The sequence below is a fragment of the Tardiphaga sp. 709 genome, from assembly GCF_032401055.1.
Classification (GTDB): Bacteria; Pseudomonadota; Alphaproteobacteria; order Rhizobiales; family Xanthobacteraceae; genus Tardiphaga.
The window spans coordinates 4,061,575-4,080,619 of sequence record NZ_CP135529.1 but is presented as its reverse complement, the minus strand read 5'-3'; the positions used below and the strand labels follow the sequence as shown (position 1 = coordinate 4,080,619).

Annotated in this window: 19 protein-coding genes and 1 tRNA gene; 14 read left to right on the top strand and 6 right to left on the bottom strand. The window is 61.2% G+C overall.

Features of this window, described 5'->3' with window-relative positions; translation table 11 throughout:
- Nucleotides 1–31 precede the first annotated feature (31 nt).
- The 4 genes from RSO67_RS19875 (at nt 32) to RSO67_RS19860 (ending at nt 3,924) form a co-directional block, all read left to right on the top strand.
- Entirely contained in the window at nt 32–553 is a 522-nt protein-coding gene (locus tag RSO67_RS19875) for a GNAT family N-acetyltransferase (protein WP_315840245.1), read from the top strand.
- Between the two features lie 85 nt (nt 554–638).
- Nucleotides 639–1,739, top strand: coding sequence for a calcium/proton exchanger (cax, locus tag RSO67_RS19870; protein ID WP_315840244.1), 1,101 nt, complete (start codon nt 639–641; stop codon nt 1,737–1,739).
- Nucleotides 1,740–1,968: 229 nt separating this feature from the next.
- The gene (locus RSO67_RS19865; protein ID WP_315840243.1) at nt 1,969–2,823 is read left to right on the top strand and encodes a metal-dependent phosphohydrolase; all 855 of its coding nucleotides are present in this window, start codon (nt 1,969–1,971) and stop codon (nt 2,821–2,823) included.
- A 765-nt stretch (nt 2,824–3,588) separates the two neighbouring features.
- On the top strand, nt 3,589–3,924 hold the full coding sequence (locus tag RSO67_RS19860; protein ID WP_315840242.1) for a hypothetical protein: 336 nt from the start codon (nt 3,589–3,591) through the stop codon (nt 3,922–3,924).
- 53 nt (nt 3,925–3,977) lie between these two features.
- On the opposite strand, the gene RSO67_RS19855 is transcribed toward RSO67_RS19860, so the two are convergent.
- Nucleotides 3,978–4,051 (bottom strand) — tRNA-Gly (locus RSO67_RS19855).
- 164 nt (nt 4,052–4,215) lie between these two features.
- On the opposite strand from RSO67_RS19855, the gene RSO67_RS19850 reads away from it, so the two are divergent.
- The 4 genes from RSO67_RS19850 to RSO67_RS19835 are packed head-to-tail and all read left to right on the top strand — an operon-like array spanning nt 4,216 to nt 6,607.
- Entirely contained in the window at nt 4,216–4,794 is a 579-nt protein-coding gene (locus tag RSO67_RS19850; RefSeq protein ID WP_315840241.1) for a methylated-DNA--[protein]-cysteine S-methyltransferase, read from the top strand.
- Between the two features lie 9 nt (nt 4,795–4,803).
- Entirely contained in the window at nt 4,804–5,646 is an 843-nt protein-coding gene (locus RSO67_RS19845; RefSeq protein ID WP_315840240.1) for an AraC family transcriptional regulator, read from the top strand.
- Between the two features lie 35 nt (nt 5,647–5,681).
- Nucleotides 5,682–6,083 carry an SRPBCC family protein gene (locus tag RSO67_RS19840; RefSeq protein ID WP_315840239.1) on the top strand — a complete coding sequence of 134 codons (402 nt, stop codon included), beginning with the start codon at nt 5,682–5,684 and terminating at the stop codon, nt 6,081–6,083.
- Nucleotides 6,080–6,607 carry a hypothetical protein gene (locus tag RSO67_RS19835; protein WP_315840238.1) on the top strand — a complete coding sequence of 176 codons (528 nt, stop codon included), beginning with the start codon at nt 6,080–6,082 and terminating at the stop codon, nt 6,605–6,607. The genes RSO67_RS19840 and RSO67_RS19835 overlap by 4 nt, the downstream gene beginning before the upstream one ends.
- Before the next feature lie 7 nt (nt 6,608–6,614).
- On the opposite strand, the gene RSO67_RS19830 is transcribed toward RSO67_RS19835, so the two are convergent.
- Together RSO67_RS19830 and RSO67_RS19825 are read right to left on the bottom strand one after the other, a co-directional pair.
- Nucleotides 6,615–8,060: an MATE family efflux transporter gene (locus RSO67_RS19830; RefSeq protein ID WP_315840237.1), complete on the bottom strand. Its 1,446-nt coding sequence runs from the start codon at nt 8,058–8,060 to the stop codon at nt 6,615–6,617.
- A 129-nt stretch (nt 8,061–8,189) separates the two neighbouring features.
- Nucleotides 8,190–9,242, bottom strand: coding sequence for a hypothetical protein (locus tag RSO67_RS19825; RefSeq protein ID WP_315840236.1), 1,053 nt, complete (start codon nt 9,240–9,242; stop codon nt 8,190–8,192).
- 128 nt (nt 9,243–9,370) lie between these two features.
- On the opposite strand from RSO67_RS19825, the gene RSO67_RS19820 reads away from it, so the two are divergent.
- Nucleotides 9,371–10,711, top strand: coding sequence for a sorbosone dehydrogenase family protein (locus tag RSO67_RS19820; protein WP_315840235.1), 1,341 nt, complete (start codon nt 9,371–9,373; stop codon nt 10,709–10,711).
- Nucleotides 10,712–10,713: 2 nt separating this feature from the next.
- Here the strand turns inward: RSO67_RS19820 and garD are convergent, their stop codons facing one another.
- Entirely contained in the window at nt 10,714–12,258 is a 1,545-nt protein-coding gene (gene garD / locus RSO67_RS19815; protein ID WP_315840234.1) for a galactarate dehydratase, read from the bottom strand.
- Between the two features lie 161 nt (nt 12,259–12,419).
- On the opposite strand from garD, the gene RSO67_RS19810 reads away from it, so the two are divergent.
- Nucleotides 12,420–13,274 (top strand): NAD-dependent epimerase/dehydratase family protein, encoded by an 855-nt coding sequence (locus RSO67_RS19810; protein WP_315844313.1) that lies wholly within the window; start codon nt 12,420–12,422, stop codon nt 13,272–13,274.
- A 19-nt stretch (nt 13,275–13,293) separates the two neighbouring features.
- On the opposite strand, the gene RSO67_RS19805 is transcribed toward RSO67_RS19810, so the two are convergent.
- Nucleotides 13,294–14,286, bottom strand: coding sequence for an aldo/keto reductase (locus RSO67_RS19805; protein WP_315840233.1), 993 nt, complete (start codon nt 14,284–14,286; stop codon nt 13,294–13,296).
- A gap of 139 nt (nt 14,287–14,425) precedes the next feature.
- On the opposite strand from RSO67_RS19805, the gene RSO67_RS19800 reads away from it, so the two are divergent.
- The 4 genes from RSO67_RS19800 to RSO67_RS19785 all read left to right on the top strand — a co-directional run bounded on the left by RSO67_RS19800 (nt 14,426) and on the right by RSO67_RS19785 (nt 17,893).
- Complete coding sequence (locus tag RSO67_RS19800) at nt 14,426–15,319, top strand: LysR family transcriptional regulator (RefSeq protein WP_315840232.1); 894 nt, start codon at nt 14,426–14,428, stop codon at nt 15,317–15,319.
- A gap of 231 nt (nt 15,320–15,550) precedes the next feature.
- The gene (locus RSO67_RS19795) at nt 15,551–16,210 is read left to right on the top strand and encodes an outer membrane protein (protein ID WP_315840231.1); all 660 of its coding nucleotides are present in this window, start codon (nt 15,551–15,553) and stop codon (nt 16,208–16,210) included.
- Between the two features lie 343 nt (nt 16,211–16,553).
- Complete coding sequence (locus RSO67_RS19790; protein WP_315840230.1) at nt 16,554–17,249, top strand: Crp/Fnr family transcriptional regulator; 696 nt, start codon at nt 16,554–16,556, stop codon at nt 17,247–17,249.
- Nucleotides 17,250–17,686: 437 nt separating this feature from the next.
- Nucleotides 17,687–17,893, top strand: a complete 207-nt coding sequence (locus RSO67_RS19785) for a hypothetical protein (RefSeq protein WP_315840229.1) — start codon at nt 17,687–17,689, stop codon at nt 17,891–17,893.
- A 16-nt stretch (nt 17,894–17,909) separates the two neighbouring features.
- Here the strand turns inward: RSO67_RS19785 and RSO67_RS19780 are convergent, their stop codons facing one another.
- The gene (locus tag RSO67_RS19780; RefSeq protein WP_315840228.1) at nt 17,910–19,016 is read right to left on the bottom strand and encodes a 2'-deoxycytidine 5'-triphosphate deaminase; all 1,107 of its coding nucleotides are present in this window, start codon (nt 19,014–19,016) and stop codon (nt 17,910–17,912) included.
- Nucleotides 19,017–19,045: the final 29 nt, after the last annotated feature.

Below are 19,045 nucleotides of genomic sequence, written 5' to 3'. Positions count from 1 at the left end.
CAGGTTTCTCGATCATGCCAGCGGAGCTCCCATGTCCGATGCTGCCACCTACGCCGCGCAAGAGCAGTTACGCGATGGCAGCCTTGTGAGTATCCTGGCGCTTCGGCCGGAAGACGAGCCGGACATGCTCGCCGCGCTCACACAGGCCGGCGTCCAATCGCTGCAACGCCGCTTTTTCGTTATGAAACGCCATTTCTCCGACAAGGAACGCGCCTTCTTCATGGACATTGATTTCGAAAATCATGTCGCGCTGACTGCGCGCGCTGAGGAAGCGGGCCGGAATATCCTGGTGGGTGGTTGCCGATATATCGTTTCCGAGCCAGGCCAGGCCGAGATGGCGTTCATGGTAGTCGATGGGTGGCAGGGACGCGGCGTGGGCTCGATCCTCATGCGGCACCTCATCAAACTCGGACGTGACGCCGGGCTGAAAGAATTGACCGCAGAAGTTCTGCCCGAGAACACCGCGATGCGAAAGATCTTCACCAGGTTCGGCTTCAAGGCAGCCCCGCGGAAAGATCCCCAGATCGTCAGCCTCGTGCTTAAGCTCACCTAGGAGGTCTTGTTGAGCTAGATCAATACCGGTCCCGCGATGGGATCGGAGTTTCCGCCGTCGCGTTCAATATGGAGACGGCACCGCTATGAAACCCCTGCTCAAGCAAATCCAGCACACACCACTGCTTTGGATGTTGATCTTCGTGCCTGTCGTGCTGGTCGTGGAAGCAATAGCGCCGCATTCCCATACGCTGCTGTTCATACTCTCGGTTCTCGCCATCGTGCCGCTGGCCGCCCTGCTCAGCCATGCGACCGAAGCGGTTGCCGCCAAGACCGGTGATGCCGTCGGCGGGTTGCTCAACGCCACGCTGGGAAACTTAACGGAGCTTATCATTGCGATCACCGCGTTACAGGCCGGCCAGTACATGCTGGTGAAGGCGTCAATTGCCGGTGCGATTGTCACCAACGCCCTCTTCATGCTCGGCGCCTGTCTGCTCCTTGGCGGCCTGCGCTACCATGTCCAAGAATATAATCGCTCCGGCGCGCGGCTCTACTCCGGTCTCTTACTGATGGCGACGGTCGCCCTGCTCGCTCCATCGGCAGTCGCCGACCTTGATCTCGTGCAGGGTGAGACCGTCATGCGGAAGCTCAGCGTCGGCCTCGCCATCCTGCTCATCATTGCTTACGCACTCGGCCTGCTGTTCTCGCTGAAGACCCACAAGGAGTTATTCGCAAGCGCCGCGCACGACGAAGGCGAGGAACACTGGCCGATCGTCCTTGCGGTGGGCACACTGCTTGCTGTCACCGTGCTGGTTGCACTTGTGAGTGAGATTTTTGTCGAGTCGGTGCAGAAGGCTGCAGCAACGTTTGGAATGAGCCCGGCCTTCGTTGGCTTTATCATCGTCTCAATGGTCGGGGCCGCTGCCGAGTTTGCCGTTGCCTTTTCTGCCGCTCGCAAGGACCGCCTCGACATGAGCGTCAGCATCGCGCTTGGCAGCGCCTCCCAGATTGCGCTGTTCGTAGCCCCCGCCCTGGTGCTACTCAGCTATGTCGTCGGACCGTCGCCAATGAGCCTGCAATTCTGGCCCGGCGCCGTCACTATGGTCATGATTGCGACCGTGACAGCGAGCTTCATTACGAGCAGCGGTCGCTCGGCCTGGTTCGTCGGCGCCCTACTCATCTTCATTTACGCAGTCTTTGCGCTAACGCTATATGTAGTTCCGCCGACGGGCCAAGGGGTAGAATGAAGCCCGCGCTCGGTGAGGCAGCGCACCGCTGGCGCTTATTTCTATTCGACGTCGAACGCTTCGGGAGTCCGGCTTTCAGAGCGTTGATTCAGATCAACTCTCAGAGAGCTCTCGCCGGTAGTTTGCGTTGGTATCCTTCGACAGTCACAGCTTTCGCGATGCTGTAGCTGAAGGATACCGCTGAGGACCCGACGATCATGACAACAACTGGGCAGGACTGGATGCCAAGATGATCACAATTCCTCAAGTGACAGCGCAAGCCCTTGGCACGTTTCTGGCGCAGGAAACCGAAGGTCGCTTCCGCTCCTCACATTCCGATCTGATAAAATTGCTGCCCTTTGCCGCCAGGCTAGCTTTGGAGTGCATCGGAAATAGTGATGCACTCTATCATAATATCGAGCATACCATGCTGGTTACGCTGGTCGGGAACGATATTCTGGCGGGCCGCGCGCTGCAACGGACGACCACCGCAACCGACTATGCGAACTTCATTATGGCCTGCCTGACCCATGACATTGGATATGTGCGGGGCATCATCCAGGGCGATGAAGACGGCGCTTATGTTGCGGACCTTACCGGGCGCAAAATTGAATTGCCGGTTGGATCCTCCGATGCCGCGCTCGCACCCTACCATGTCGACCGCTCAAAGCTCTTTGTGATTGAGAGGCTCCATGCCGTGGAGGAAGTCGACGCCGCCCGGATTGCCCGGGCCATCGAATACACGCGCTTTCCCTACATCGATGCAACAAACGGAGGAGGTGATGACCTCGACGAGGAAGAGGGATTGCTGTTGCGTGCTGCGGATCTGATTGGCCAGCTCGGTGATCCCAATTACATAAGGAAATCAAATGCTCTGTTCCATGAGTTCGAGGAGATCGGACTGAATAAAGCGCTTGGTTATGCAACGCCGGCTGACATCGTCTATAAATTTCCACAGTTCTACTGGACCAACGTTGCACCGCAGATTCAGCTTGCGATACGGTATCTCAATGTTACCTCTAGCGGCCGGCAGTGGATCGCCAGCCTGCACAGCAATGTTTTTCGGGCTGAGCGTGAGGTGAACCTATCAGGACCGCAGAGATAAACGCTGACGTACTCCCCCTAGCCCGCATCAGGAAGCTCATCATCGCCGATGATTCAGAGCATTGCGCCGCCATTGAGCACGGCTTCCGTGACGGATCTTTGCGCCAGCCCGTAAGCCCCATGCCGGACGCCGAATTGGCGAAGCCATAGCGCAGTTCAAAAAAGGGGCCCTACTGACGGGAACATGAAAATATTGGATGGCCACTTCAACCCAAAGAAGTACGGCCGCCGATTTGGTTTTTGGCACAAAGTGCACAGGACTTTCCCGGAGGCGGATCATAAAATGCTCCCTCATCTGGGGTAGCTGCCGTGTCAAAAGAACACCTTTATAGCGCCTTCGTCATCGTGGCTGGGCTAGTCCCTGTCGTGATAGTCGCAGCCCTCGTGTTCATAAAGTAAGGCCGCCTCAGTAGGCGGCCTCTTTCATTTTGCCCGCCTCGACTTCGGTTCATCCCGCGCGTCCATTAGCGCCACGATATCTCATGGTGATTTTTGCAGATAAGGACCTGAGGGGGCCTCGGTCTCCAAGCCTATCTTCCCAATCGGCATCGCTTGTTCTGGGGAATTTTCGTCTCAAGCAATTATCAAGATCGCGTTCGACCATGACCAATTACGGCTTTGCTTCTCCATGCTGTCGATCACGGCGCGGGCGGCACCGAATACGACTCCTCCCTCGGCGAGGACCCCGATGCGGATGCCGGGACGGGCCTGACTCACAACGGCATTCACTCCTACGCGCAGCGCAGTGAGCGCGGCAGAAGATCCAGTGATTGCATCACGTGTTCTCGCTATCGTCGTCATCCGCTCCAGAGAGAAATTCGCATCCGTGACGGATGCGCAGCGCTTCGGCCTCAGTACCGTCGCTAGTTGCAGCCGTCCTTGGTCCGCTGACGGCTTCGGTAGTTTTTTCAACAAGGCAAAAATCGACGCCAAGATGGCTGGCACCGCAGCTACCAAATTTTACGTCGCCGGCTTCACCATGCGCGAGATCGCGGAGACGCTCGCCTGGGAAGAGGAATCCGTCGAAAAGATCATCCGACCCTATGTGGGTCGCGCCGCAGCGATGAAGGCGCGCATCAGGAAATTGGAGGCCAGACAATGAACAAACTTTGCAAAACAGCCAGCAAAACTTTCAAAGATTTCCCGGCTAAGTGCTGGAGCGGACGGAGGGAATCGAACCCTCGTATGCAGCTTGGGAAGCTGCCGTTCTACCATTGAACTACGCCCGCATCGTCGCGTCATCTGATCTAGCCGAGACCGACCGATCCGCCAAGCGGATTGATGGCAGCCGGTTACAGTTTCCTTGCGCCGCACACCCGGCCGCACCCTGAAAGGTAACCGCTCAAAGATTCCAGATGACGGTTTCAATTCGCCTGCTAACATCGCCTTCGGGATGGCTGGGCACGGATACACAACCTTCGACACGTCGGTGGGCCGATGCGGTATCGCATGGGGCGATGCCGGCATTGTTGGCGTGCAACTGCCGGAAGCGCGCGAGATCGAGACCCGGCGCCGCCTGCTGCAGCAATTTCCCGATGCGCGCGAATTCCGGCCGCCCGCCGATGTCGACTACGCCATCGAGGGCATCGTTGCGCTGCTGCGCGGGCAAGCCGTCGACCTCGTCGATGTGCCAGTCGATATGCATGGCCTGCCGCTGTTCAATTGCCGTGTCTATGAGGCGATCCGGATGATCCCGCGTGGCGAAACCCGCACCCATGCGGAGATAGCAGCAAAGCTCGGCGCCAGCGGCGCGATCTATTCGGTCGGCCAGGCCATCGCGCGCAATCCGTTTGCGATCCTCGTACCATGCCACCGTGCACTGGCCGTTGCGGGCCAGACCAGCGGCTTTGCCGGCAATGGCGGCATCATCACCAAGTCGCGGCTGCTCTCGATCGAGGGCGCGGTGGCCGGCCGGACGACCACCCTGTTCGACGCCCTGCTGTCGGTTGCCCCATTGCGCCCGCAGGGCTAAATTGAGCCCATGCAGGCAACAACACTGTTCCAAAGCAACGCGATCACCGTCACGGACTATCGCTGTACGGCGGGTCCGGACGACCGGCCGTTTTCCGAACACCACGCCGGCCATTCGCTCTCTTATGTTCGCAAGGGCAGTTTCGGCTGTCACTGCCGCGGACAGTCGCACGAACTCATCGCCGGCGCGCTGCTGATCGGGCACCCCGGCGACGAATATACCTGCCATCACGAACATCACGGCTGCGGCGACGAATGCCTGTCCTTCTCCTTCGCGCCTGAGCTGATCGACACCGTCGGCGACGCCAGGGACATCTGGCAGCAGGGCGCCATCGCGCCACGCGCCGAACTGATGGTGCTTGGCGAGCTCGCTCAGGCAAGTGCCGGCGCCCATAGCGATCTCGGGCTCGATGAGATCGGTTATGCGTTTGCCGCGCGTTTTGTCGACGTCGTCTCGGGCGAGCCGCGCAGGCATGTGACCGGCAATGCACGGGATCGCCGGCGCGCGGTCGAGGCCGCGCTGTGGATCGACGCCCATGCCAGCGAGGAGATCGACCTCGATGCGGCCGCCCATCAGGCCGGACTGAGTCCGTTTCATTTCCTACGCCTGTTCAGGAACGTGCTCGGCGTGACACCGCACCAGTATCTGGTGCGCGCGCGGCTGCGGCGGGCTGCAAACCTGCTGGCCGAGCAAGACCACGCCATTACCGACATCGCCTTCGATGTCGGCTTCGGCGATCTCTCGAATTTCGTGCGCAGCTTCCATCGCGCCGCCGGCGTCTCGCCCCGCGCATTTCGACAGGCTTCGCGCGGCGACCGCAAGATTTTCCAAGAACGGCTGGCCGTGCACTGAGTAGCTTGCCGTCCTGATCAACCGGGAGGCACAGCATGGCATCGATTCACAAAGAGATTTTCCTCGGCGCACCGGCAGACGATGTCTGGTCCGCACTGGCCGACTTCGGCGCGCTGCACACCCGGCTGGTGCCGGGATTCGTCACTGACACAAAGCTGGACGGCGACGCACGTATCGTGACGTTCGCCAATGGGTCCATCGCACGCGAAAGACTGGTCACTTGCGACCACGACCGACGGCGCCTCGTCTATGCCATCGTCAGCGAACGTATCAGCCAGCACAGCGCGTCAGCGCAGGTGTTTGCCAATGGCGATGCGCGCTGCCGGTTTGTCTGGACGGCCGACGTGCTGCCGAATGAAATCGCGCCTTATATGAGCAGCCAGATGGATCTGGGCCTCGCAGCGATGCAGAAGCAATTCGGGAAAGCCGCGCGATGACTGCATCGTTTCTCGGTGCGCTCGCAGCGGACGGCCCTGCCCCGGATCGCATCGGCCAGATGGATCTCTATGGCTGGCTGATCGGCGCCTGGGATCTCGATGTGGTCAGGTATATGCCGGACGGCGGAGAGCGCCGGCGCAAGGGCGAATGGCATTTCGGCTGGGTGCTGGAAGGGCGTGCCATCCAGGATGTCTGGATCGTGCCGCCGCGCGGCCGGTTGCGCGACGGCGACGCCGCAGCGAATGCCTACTCGTATGGAAGCACGCTGCGGATCTACGATCCGCGCATCGACGCGTGGCAGATTCAGTGGACCGATCCGGTGATGCAGAATTTTCTCACCATGACCGGCCGCAAGCAGGGCGACGACATAGTCCAGCTCGGCCGCGACAGTGACGGGCGCCCGATCCGCTGGAGCTTCTCGCAGATCACGCCACGCTCGTTTCTATGGCGCGGCGAGACCTCGCATGACGACGGCGCGACGTGGCGGCGCGATTTGGAATTTACTGCGACGCGCGTTGGCTAGAAACTGCTCAGACGAGCTCCGGCCGGATCTCGGGCACGGGGCCAGCCTTCGGTCCCCACGACGTCAGCAGTACGCTGAGTGCCGACAGCACGCCGAGCAGCACCATAGACGCCGCCGCGAGCCAGAAAAAGCTTGTGGCCGAGGCATCGATAGACAGCAGCCACCAGCCGCCAACGCTGACGAAGACCAGCCGCGCGGTTTGCGCTAGCACCGGGCCGAGCACCTTGGCGGCGCCCTGCGAGGCAAAATAGGCCACCGTGGACAGCCCCAGAAAGGCATACATTGGCGCGCAGGTGGCCAGATAGGTCCGGCTTGCCGCGCGCACACCGGCATCATTGGTGAACAGACTGACCCAAGCATCGGGGAAGATCGCGATCAGTGTGCCGAGCAGGCCGACGACACCGAAGGCGATTACGCTGCCAGTCCAGGTCACGCGGCGCGCACGCGCGACGCGGCCAGCGCCGATTGCCATGCCGACGATCGGCACCGACGCGATACCCACCGCGAAAGCCAGCGTGCTCAGCATGAATTCGAGCCGCGCACCGATGCCGTAGCCGGCCAGCACCGCGGTGCCGTAATGCGCCAGCATATGAGTGAAAATCAGGAGAGTCAGAACGCCCTGTAGCGGATTGAAACAGGCGATGGCACCCACTTTCAGAATATCGAAGAACATTCCGCGCTGAATGCGAAAGCCCTTGATCTGAGGCCGGACTCGCGCACGACCGGAAAAGACATACCAGCCCATGACGCCTGTGCCGATCGTGAACGCAATCAGCGTGCCCGCCGCGACGCCGGGCATGCCGAATTGCGGGATCGGACCGAAGCCGAGGCCCAGCACGCCACCGAGAACCACCTGCAAGGCGGCCCCCGCCATCTGCATGGCGGAGGGGATCTTCATGTTGCCGGTGCCGCGCAGGATCGCCGCAAAGGTATTCAGCAGCCAGGGGATCACGCCACCAGCGAAGAAGACGGTGATGTAGCCCTGCGCCTGGCTCAGCACATTGCCGCGGCCACCAAGCAGTTGCAGCAGCATGGAGCCGAAGGTCAGCATGCCGACCGTGAAGGTGAGGCCGAAGCAGAGGGCGATTAGCAGCGCGTGCCCGGCCAGTGTCGAGGCCCGCTCGCGGTCGCCCGCACCGATCGCCCGCGCAATCGCCGATGACACACCGCCGCCCATGGCGCCGCCGGACATGGTCATGGTCAGCATCACGAAGGGAAACACCAGCGCCATCGCCGCCAATGCTTCGGTGCCGAGCCGGCCGACATAGGTGGTCTCGAAAATAACGACGACGGCGCCCGCCGTCAGCGCGACGACATTGGGCCAGGCCAGCCGCAGAATGGTCGGCAGAATGGGATGATCCAGCAGGGGATTTTTGGCCGGCGCCTTCAGGCTCGGAAGCGGCTGCTTGTCGGCATCGACCAATCGGGGTTCGGCGACGACAGCGTCGGACATGCATTCTCCCTGAGCTTCCGGTCTTGCCTGCCGGACACCCCGTTCCTAGCACCGATCGCTGATAATGCCATGCGCGACACACGCATGGGGGATGTTCGATTTGCGCTGCAGTATCAAGGGGTCGAAGCGCTAGCCGACCGACCAGATGAACGGGAGCGCACCACCGCGTGCCGGCATCATCGTGATGGGTAAATTGCGACCGCATCCGGCGGCGAGACCTTCGACCAGCCCCTGCAAGGCCCTCGCGCAGGCGATATTGTTGTCTGCAACGCCATCCATCAGTTTCCAGCTCTGCTGCCGGATCTCGAACTGGCCCTCGGACTTGCTGATCTCCACGACATCGTCTTGCGCCGCGAACAAGGTGCTCAGAAATTCTGCGAAGACCCTGGCGTTGCCGCGCTGCAGGCCGAAGCCCGCAGACACCTCGTCGAAATACTGCATGCCGATCAGCTTGCCGGTGAGATGCAGCAAATAGCCTGCATCGACCGGACCGAACAGTTGAACCGCCGCAGGCGCTGCGGTCCGCACATATTCCATGGCGTAGTTGCGATAGGCCTTCTCCAACCGGGCCTTTGGCCAGCTATCGACGGGCAGCGCAGGCGCCTTGGCGGGATCGAACAACGGCGCTTCCAGATGGCGCGCGAACACCAGACGCTGATCGATATCCAAATCATGGTCGTATTCGCAGTAGTAGCCTTCGAGCCCATCCTGGCCATCAACGCTCTGCTTGGTGCAGACAAAGCCCATGCGGGAATTGCCGAGCGACACGCCATTATTGGCGTGCCAGCCGCGCAGCATCGCGCGGGAGACTTCGCCGGGCACGCCGCAGATCGCAGTGCCGCGCCAGATCCAGCGCGGCGGTGGATAGCGAATCCAGGCCTTGCGGTCGCTCTCATACATGTACTCGACCGACACGCCGCCGATCCAGTTCGAGAGATAGTGATACTGGGCCGCAGCGACCGCGGGTGGCAGGCCGGACAGACCGAGCTTTGCGAGGCCGGGCAGAAAGCGCTCCTGCTGCTGGCGGCGGAAGATGCGAAACATGAACTCCGCGGCATCTGCCGTGCCGCGGCGCGTGACCGTGGTCAGGATCAGGCCGGTGAAATAGGCGTGATAGAGATCGGCGACGCTACGCCAGCGCGTCCAGGTGGCTTCGTCGCTCGTATTTGTCGGTCCGGTCATCGTTTCTTCCCTGATTGTTGGGAAGGACCATAGCCGCGCATCACTCCGGCTTCACATGAAATTCATGCAGGGAGGTCGAACGTTCCTGCATCGCGCGCATTTTATGTCCTCAGCCACAAGGACATTCCATGCGCCAGAAATTCCTGCTTTCCGCCTGTCTCGTCGCCCTGGCGCTGCCGCTGGCCGGATGCAATGAGAAATCCACCATCGCATCCGGCGAGGATTTCGGACCGTCGCCGAAGCTTGTCGAGCCCAACAAGTCGCTTATTCCAACGGTCAATGTCTCCAAGGCGGTCGGCTGGCCCGCCGGCGCCAAGCCGAAGGCTGCTGACGGCATGACGGTCAACGCTTTTGCGCGCGGGCTCGATCATCCCCGCACGGTCTATGTGTTGCCCAATGGCGATGTGCTGGTGGCAGAAAGCAATGCGCCACCGAAACCGGAAGATGGCAAGGGCATCAAGGGCTGGGTCATGAAACTGGTGATGGGCCATGCTGGCGCGGGCACGCCGACAGCAAATCGCATTTCGCTGCTGCGCGACGCAGACGGCGACGGCATCGCCGAGACCAGGACAGCGTTTCTCGAAGGGCTCAACTCACCCTTCGGCATGGTGCTGGTGGGCGACGAATTCTTTGTCGCCAATGCCGATGCCGTGGTGAAGTTTCCCTACAGGACCGATGATACTAGGATCACAACGCCTGCCGTGAAGGTGGCTGACCTGCCCGGCGGCCCGATCAATCACCACTGGACCAAGGATCTCACGGCGAGCCCCGACGGCACCAAACTTTATGCAACCGTCGGCTCCAACAGCAATGTTGGCGAGAACGGGATAGATGCCGAGAAAGACCGCGCCGCAGTGCTCGAGATCGACCGCGCGACCGGCGCCTCACGCGTCTTCGCATCCGGCCTGCGCAATCCCAACGGCCCGTCGTGGCAGCCGCAAAGTGGCGCGCTGTGGGTCACCGTCAACGAGCGCGACGAGATCGGCAGCGACCTTGTGCCGGACTATATGACCTCGGTGAAGGATGGCGGTTTCTATGGCTGGCCCTACAGCTATTACGGCCAGCATGTGGATGTCCGCGTGCAACCGCCACGTCCCGATATGGTCGCCAAAGCCATCGCGCCGGATTACGCGCTCGGCGCGCATACCGCGTCGCTCGGCCTAACGTTTAACACCGGCGATCTCTTCCCTGCCAACATGAAGAACGGCGCTTTCATCGGCCAGCACGGCTCGTGGAATCGGCGCCCGCAAAGCGGCTACAAGGTGATCTTCGTGCCCTTCACTGACGGCAAGCCATCGGGCAAGCCGCAGGATGTGCTCACCGGCTTCCTCAATGACGGTGGTGAAGCGCAGGGCCGCCCGGTCGGAGTGCGCGTCGATAGCAAGGGCGCATTGCTGGTGGCTGACGATGTCGGCAACACGATCTGGCGCGTGACGCCATCGGGCGCGAAAGCGGCGTCACTGCAATAAGATCAGGTGACCGGTGCGGGGTTGAACAGCACCAGATCGTTGTGCAGCCCCCACTTGTCCGCCCAGACCTGCTTGCGGCCACTGGCGACGTCGAGGATCAGCTGGAACAGCTCCCAGCCGGCTTCTTCGATGGTCATTTCGCCACTGGCAATGCGGCCGGCGTCGAAATCGATCAGGTCTGACCAGCGTTTCGCCAGTTCGGTGCGCGTCGAAACCTTGATCACGGGCGCCTGTGCCAGCCCATAGGGCGTACCGCGTCCCGTGGTGAATATCTGCATCTGCATGCCAGCGGCGAGCTGCAACGTGCCGCAGACGAAATCGCTGGCCGGTGTTGCTGCAAACAGCAGTCCCTTCGTCGTCGCGCGTTCGCCCGGGCCGATGACGCCGCTGATCGCTGATGATCCGGACTTAACGATCGAGCCGAGCGACTTCTCGACGATATTGGCGAGACCCCCCTTCTTGTTGCCGGGCGTCGTATTGGCGCTGCGATCGGCGCCGCCCCGCGCCAGATAGGAGTCGTACCAATCCATCTCGCGTATCAGCGCTCGGCCGACATCGGCATTGATGGCGCGTCGCGTCAGCAGCTCGATGGCATCGCGCACTTCGGTGACTTCGGAGAACATCACCGTTGCGCCGGCGCGCACCAGCAGATCGCTGGCGAAGCCGAGCGCCGGATTGGCGGTCACGCCGGAAAACGCATCACTGCCACCACATTGCAAGCCGATCACGAGGTCGGAAGCCGGACAGGTCTCCCGCTTGCGCTGGTTCAGGATTTTCAAGCGCGCTTCGGCCATGGTGATGATGGTATCCACCATATCGCCAAAGCTCTGATTGCCCTCGTCTTGCAGACGCATCATGCTGGAAGGATCCTCCTTCGGCAGCAAACGCTCCGGTGCGAGCTTCTCGCAGCCAAGGCCGACCACCATCACCTCGCCGCCGAAATTCGGATTGCGCGCGATGTTCTGCAGCGTCCGGATCGGGATATAGGCATCCGGCGCATTGATGGCGACGCCACAGCCATAGCCATGGGTGACGGCGACGACGTCATCGACATTCGGATAGCGCGGCAGCAGCTCGGCCTTGATGCGCTTCAGTGCAAATTCAAGCGTGCCGGCGACGCACTGCACCGAGGTGCTGATGGCGAGAATGTTCTTCACGCCGACGGAGCCGTCGCGATTGCGAAAACCTTCGAATGTGTAGTCGTTCAGCGGCGGCTGCGGTTCGGGAACCGCATTGGCAATCTCAAGGCTGTCGAGGTCCGGCGCATCGGGCATGTGGATACGCGCCTCCTCGACCCATTCGCCGGCCGAAATCATATCCAGTGCATAACCGATGATCTCGCCGTAGCGGATAATCGGCGCATCCTTGGCGATATCTTCCAGCGCCACCTTGTGCCCCTGCGGCACGAAATGGCGCAGCTCCAGACCACCTATCATCCTGGTGCCTGCAGGCAGGCCAAAATCATTGACGATGATGGCGACGTTGTCGCGCGCATTCAGTTTGATGTAGCGCGGCGCATATGCATCTGCTGCCAGCGTGGTGGCCATCGCCTTGTCCTTCCCAAATCTGCCGGCATTCGCGCCGGTCTCGTAGCAGAGCAGTAGCACAAAAGATGACGGTGTCGCGCACTTGACCGGCGCGCTTTGCACCCCGAATGATGACCTTTAAACGGGCCGATCCGCCCGATTTATACAGAAATGGGATGAACGTGCGTCTTTTCGTCTTCGGGCTCGGCTACAGCGCAAACCGCTTCCTCGCGCAGCATGGCGGTCAATTCACCGGGATTGCCGGCACCGTCCGCACGGCCGGCAAGTCGGCAGCCTTGGCGCCAGCCCGCGATATCGAGACGCTCGTCTTCAACCCGGACGTCGCCGATCCCCGCATTGCCGATTACCTCGCAAAGGCCGACGCACTGCTCGTCTCGATTCCGCCCGGCGCGGACGGCGATCCCGTGTTGCAGACTTTTGGCTCCGAGATTGCCGCCAGCGGCATCCGACGGATCGTCTATCTCTCCAGCGTCGGGGTTTACGGCGACCATCAGGGCGCCTGGATCGACGAAACTGCCCCGGTTTACGGCGAGGGCCGGCGCAAGGCACGCATCGATGCCGAAGCCGGCTGGTCTGCCGTGGCCGGCAATCGCACGACAATTCTGCGCATCGCTGGCATCTACGGCCCCGGCCGCAATGCGCTGGAAAATCTCAAAGCCGGCAAGGCCCATCGCATCGTCAAGCCGGGTCAGGTATTCAACCGCATTCATGTGGATGACATCGCGGCGGCCATCGCCGCTGCCTTCGATTACGCGAAGACCGGCATCTGGAATCTGTGCGACGACGAACCCGCGCCGCCGCAGGACGTCGTGACATTTGCCGCTTCGCTGATGGGAATCGCGCCGCCGCCCGAACAGAATTTCGATGACGCCGAGATGAGCCCGATGGCGCGCAGCTTCTATGCCAGCAACAACCGCATCTCGAATGCACGGCTGAAACGCGAGCTCGGCGTGAAGCTCGCGTTTCCGACCTATCGCGAAGGCCTCACGGCGCTGTGGCAGCAGCGCGAGACTTAAGCAGCGCGTGACCTGCGGACTACCGGCCGGTCATCGCCTCCAACCTGTCCGGATAGCGGTTACCCTGCACGGTGATTTTTGCAGCAGCGCTGTCAATGTCCCGCAGATCGTCTGATGTCAGCTCTATAGCCGCCGCACCGAGATTTTCCTCAAGCCTATGCAGTTTCGTGGTGCCCGGGATCGGCACGATCCACGGCTTCTGGGCCAGCAGCCATGCCAGCGCTATCTGTGCCGGCGTCGCCTGCTTCCGTCTGGCGATCTCGCCGAGCAAATCAACCAGCGCCTGATTGGCCTTACGCGCTTCGGGCGTGAAGCGCGGGAGAATGTTGCGGAAATCACCGCTGTCGAGCGTCGTGCTCTCATTCATGGCACCCGTGAGAAAGCCCTTACCGAGCGGGCTGTAGGGGACGAAACCGATCCCGAGTTCTTCGAGCGTCGGCAGCACTTCCTTTTCCGGGCCACGCGTCCACAGCGAATATTCGCTCTGGATGGCAGTGATCGGCTGCACGGCATGGGCGCGGCGAATTGTCGTCACGCCGGGTTCGGACAGGCCAAAGTGCTTCACCTTGCCCTCGGCAATCAGATCCTTCACCGCACCGGCCACATCCTCGATCGGCACGTCGGGATCGACGCGGTGCTGGTAGAACAAATCGATGGCATCGATATTCAAGCGTTTGAGCGATGCTTCGGCGACCTCGCGAATATGCGCGGGTCGGCTGTCGAGACCGACCTGCTGACCGGTCGCGGGATCGAGCCTGAAGCCGAATTTGGTGGCGATGACGACCTGATCGCGAACCGGCGCGAGCGCTGCGCCGACGAGTTCTTCATTGGTGAACGGACCATAGACTTCGGCGGTATCGAAGAACGTCACGCCGCGCTCGACAGCCGCGCGGATCAGTGCGGTCATTTCTGTTGTGTCGGCCGGAGGCCCGTAGCCGAAGCTCATCCCCATACAGCCGAGCCCGATGGCCGAGACTTCCAGTCCATTGCGTCCGAGTATGCGTGTCTTCATGTCAAATCTCCTGTGCCGTCCGGCCAATGAGCGGCTCCCGCACTGGTGGGATGTTGCCGCCGACATGCGACATCTGGAGATCGTGCGCCCATGAGACTAGATGATATAATCTGCACGCACTTATCAGCCGGATTCATGAATGGCCCGCCAGACAATCGACGACCTCCTTGCTTTCTTCGCCGTCGCGAAAGAAGCGAGCTTCACGCGCGCAGCCGCCAAGCTCGGCGTCTCGCAATCCGCGCTCAGCCACACCATTCGCGGCCTTGAGGAGCGGCTCGGACTGCGGCTCCTCACCCGAACGACCCGCAGCGTGGCGCCGACCGAGGCGGGTGAACGCCTGATCCGGACGATCGGCCCGAAGCTGGAAGAGATCGACGCCGAACTCGCGGCTGTCACGGAGCTGCGCGAGAAGCCGGCCGGCACTATCCGCATCACCACCGGTGAGCATTCCGCCGAGACGATCATCTGGCCCGCCCTCGCGAAGTTGCTGCCACGCTATCCCGACATCAAGGCCGAACTCGTCGTCGATTACGGCCTCATCGATATCGTTGCGGAACGCTACGATGCCGGCGTTCGCCTGGGCGAACAGGTCGCAAAAGACATGATCGCCGTCCGGATCGGGCCGGACTTTCGCATGGTCGTGGTCGGCGCACCGTCCTACTTCGCCAAACGCCCGCTGCCGAAACGCCCGCAAGATCTCACCGCGCATGACTGCATCAATATCCGTCTGCCGACCATGGGCGGCCTCTATGCGTGGGAGTTCGAGAAGCGCGGGCGCGCTTTGAAAGTGCGCGTCGATGGCCAGATCGTGTTCAACAACATGTCGCTGCGCCACAAGGCGGTGCTGAGCGGACTGGGGCTGGCCTATTTACCCGAGGATCGCGTGCGCGATCACATTGCCTCAGGCCGGCTTGTTCAGGTGCTGGACGATTGGTGCCAACCGTTCTCGGGCTATCACCTTTATTATCCGAGCCGCCGGCAATCGACACCCGCATTTGCGGCGCTGGTTGAAGCGTTGCGTTACCGCGGCTAATGGGGGATCAATGTCGGGTTCCGTCGCCTTAATCCGAACATGATTGAAGCGAAATCGCACATCGTGAAAAGTTCCTGAATCAATTTGGGCAATGCTGTGTCGTAAGCGCGACGCGGCCGCCAAAGCTGCCTTTTTCGTTTGGAGCTCTGTTGCACGCGTGTGACAGCAATCACTGCGCAATAGTCTAGGTTCGCCTTCGTCATCCCCGTTGGGATTGAGAAGGAACACCTGATGAAGAAGCTTCTACTGTCTACCGCTGCTCTGGCCCTCGTCGCCTTGGCTGCTCCTGCGTCTGCTGCTGACCTGGCTGCACGCCCCTACACCAAGGCTCCGGCCTATGCTCCGGCTACTCCGATCTACAACTGGACCGGCTTCTACATCGGTGGTCACGTCGGCGGCGCGTTCCCGGGTGAAGACAACGCACTGATCGGCAGCCGCGACGGCACGTTCATGGGCGGTGTGCAGGGTGGTTACGACTACCAGTTCGCGCCGAACTGGGTGTTCGGTCTCGAAGCCAATTACAGCTTCAAGGACACCAACAGCAACTTCGACAATCGTGGCCTCGGTTCGGTCACCGGTCGTCTCGGCTACACCTGGGGTCCGGCCCTGGTATACGCCAAGGGCGGTTACGCCTGGGCTGACTCGCGCTTCACCAATGGCTTCGGCGGCAACGGCGGTCGCGATGGCTACACGGTTGGCGGCGGTCTCGAATATCTGTTCACCCAGAACTGGTCGGGCAAGGTCGAATATCAGTATTACGACTTCGGCAACGTCACCTTCCTCACGCCAGCTCTCGCTGTCGGCGGATTCAAGAACGACGAGCACACGATCAAGGCTGGCCTGAACTATCGCTTCAATCTGGGCAATTTCGGCGCAGGCTTCGTTCAGTAAGCCTGACGATCTATCGTCTACTTCGTCTCCAGAAAAAACTTAGGCCCGCAGCGATGCGGGCCTTTTTTTGGTGCCAGGAGAGATCAGGGAGGTTGCGAAGCACATACCTCGTCCAAAGCGAGAAATATTATATTTCGGCGCAATCGTCTTAAGCGCCTGAATGAACTTGGCTATCCGGGGTCTGCCAATCGTGATTCCGCGAGATGGCCTGCCGGCACGGCTTGGCGCCGCCCATTCTCGCATCCGGCACCCCATATGTACGGTAACCCGCGTGGAACGTGCTCTCGGAGCGTATTCCAACCCCCTTGCGGAAGCGGCCCGACCGATCGGGCAGGAAACCTGCATGCTGTCGCCGAATTCAGGCGGTCCCTTGGACAACAAGCTGCTCTCGACCTTGCCGCGCTCCGAACTCGAGATGCTCCTTCCCAATCTTTCAACCCGGAATCTCCCGCAAGGGCAGGTGTTGCTGGAATCCGGTGAGGAGTTCGACCAGATCTACTTCCCTCACAGCGGGATGCTCTCCTTGCTCGTTGTCATGCAGGACGGCAAGGCCATCGAGACATCGACGGTCGGACGTGAGGGCGTCGTCGGGGCGATGGCGGGAATCGGCCTCTACAAGTCGTCGGTCCGCGTCGTCGTTCAGCTTTCTATGACCTGCACGCTGATCGCGGCATCGCAGTTGAGGAAGGCAGTCGCGGCGAACGAGGTCATCCGGAAGCTGTGCATCGACTACAACGAAGTGCTGCTTATGCAGTCGCGCGTCACCGCCGGCTGCAACGCGCTACATCCCATCGACCAGAGGTTCTGCCGCTGGCTGCTCCAGTCGTCCGATCGTGCCGCAAGCGATACGGTCGAGCTGACGCAGGAGTTCCTTTCCGAGATGCTGGGTGTGCGACGTACGTCGGTCACGGACGTCGCGAGCAATCTGCAGAAGGCGGGCATCATTACCTACGCGCGCGGGACCATCAAAATACTTGACCGACAGAAGGTCGAAGACTTGTCGTGCGAGTGCTTCCAAAGGCTTTCAAGCGCTAACTAAGCCAGTGTCGAACACCGGACTGATCCAAAGCCCGAGGTTCCGCGAATTAATGATGGAACCGGAGAATTATGTCGACTCTCCGACATATGGAGCGCATGGTCCGCCATCACCGAGCTGCACATCGGCTTTTGTCGGTGACTGAGAGCATCGTGCTCCCGCCTGTTACACAGGGGTGCACCATGATTGAAATTCGGCCCGAACCGAACAATCTCACTTCAAGCGAACGTCCGCGCTGCCCCAGATGCATGTCCCGCATGATGCTCGCCCGGATCGGTCCGGGGTCGTCGGGGGTGGACTCGCGCTCGTTCGAATGCGGGTCATGCGGCCATTTCATCAAAGCCTTGCTTGCCGAAGACCCTATGAAATCCAGATCTGCAGGATGGCTCGACGCCGACCTTCGCGCGCCGAATTAGGCACGCCGTGAAAGGACAAGCACGATGCGCAACAGGCAGAAAATGGTCTTTCTTTCGGCCGATCACCTGGATATCCAGGCGGCTTCCCGGACCAGCGAGGCCGCATTGCTGCCGCCCGGCGAAGCGCGCGATCACGCTCTGAAGAGCGCCGCGCAGTTGCGCACTTACGCCGCGATGAAGCGGGCATTATCGCCGTCGCCTGCGGCATTGGTACAGACTGCGAAGCGTTGACGCGACGACGCCCCCGTCAGACCTTGAAGTGCTTCGAAAGTTTCAGGCTCTGGCCCTGATAATTTGAGCCGATGCGCTGGCCATAGAGGGCATCCGGACGATCCAGCATGCGCTCATAGACCAGACGGCCGACGATCTGGCCGTGTTCGAGAATGAACGGCACTTCGCGCGAGCGCACTTCGAGCACGGCGCGCGAGCCCTTGCCGCCGGCGCCATCATGGCCGAAGCCGGGATCGAAGAAGCCGGCATAATGCACGCGGAATTCGCCGACCAGCGGATCGAACGGCACCATTTCGGCGGCATAGTCCGGCGGCACCTGCACCGCTTCCTTGGAGGCGAGAATGTAGAACTCGCCGGGATCGAGGATCAGCGTGCCGTCCTTGCGCGCCGAGATCGGCTCCCAGAATTCATTGACGCTGTAGCCACCGCGACGATCGATATCGACCACACCGGTATGACGCTTGGCGCGGTAGCCGACGAAGCCCGAGGCGTTTTCGCCAGAGAGATCGACCGATAGTGCGAGGCCGTTGTTCAGATCCGCCGTCTCGCTATCAACTAGCGGCTCCTGCGCGTGGAGTTCTTCCAGCGCTTCGGTATCGAGCACCGCATCGCCGACGCGGAAGCGCACCTGCGACAGACGCGAGCCTTCGCGCAGCAGGACTGGAAATGTCTTCGGGCTGATCTCGGCATAGAGCGGCCCGTGATAGCCCGCACCGATCACATCGAACCGTCTGGTGCCATCAGCAATCACCCGCGTGAACACGTCGAGGCGTCCCGTGGAGCTCTTCGGATTGGCGGCGGCGAAGATGTTCGGCGGCAGCGCCAGACTTTCAATCAGCGGCACGATGTAGACGCAGTTGGTCTCCAGCACCGCACCGTCGGACAGATCGATCTCGTGCAGCTTCAACTCGTCGATGCGCTCGGCGACGGTCGAATTCGGCCCCGGCAGGAAGCTGGCGCGCACGCGATAGGCGATGGAGCCGAGCCGCAGATCGAGGCTGGCAGGCTGGATCTGGCTCTCGACGAAGGGATATTCCGGCAGGATCAGGCCAGCATCGGCCATCGCTGCAATCATGCGGTCGGGCAGAATTCCATCGGCATCGGGGGCAAGCGTAAACGGCACAGGTCTCGTCCTTCGGTCGTCCTTCAGCG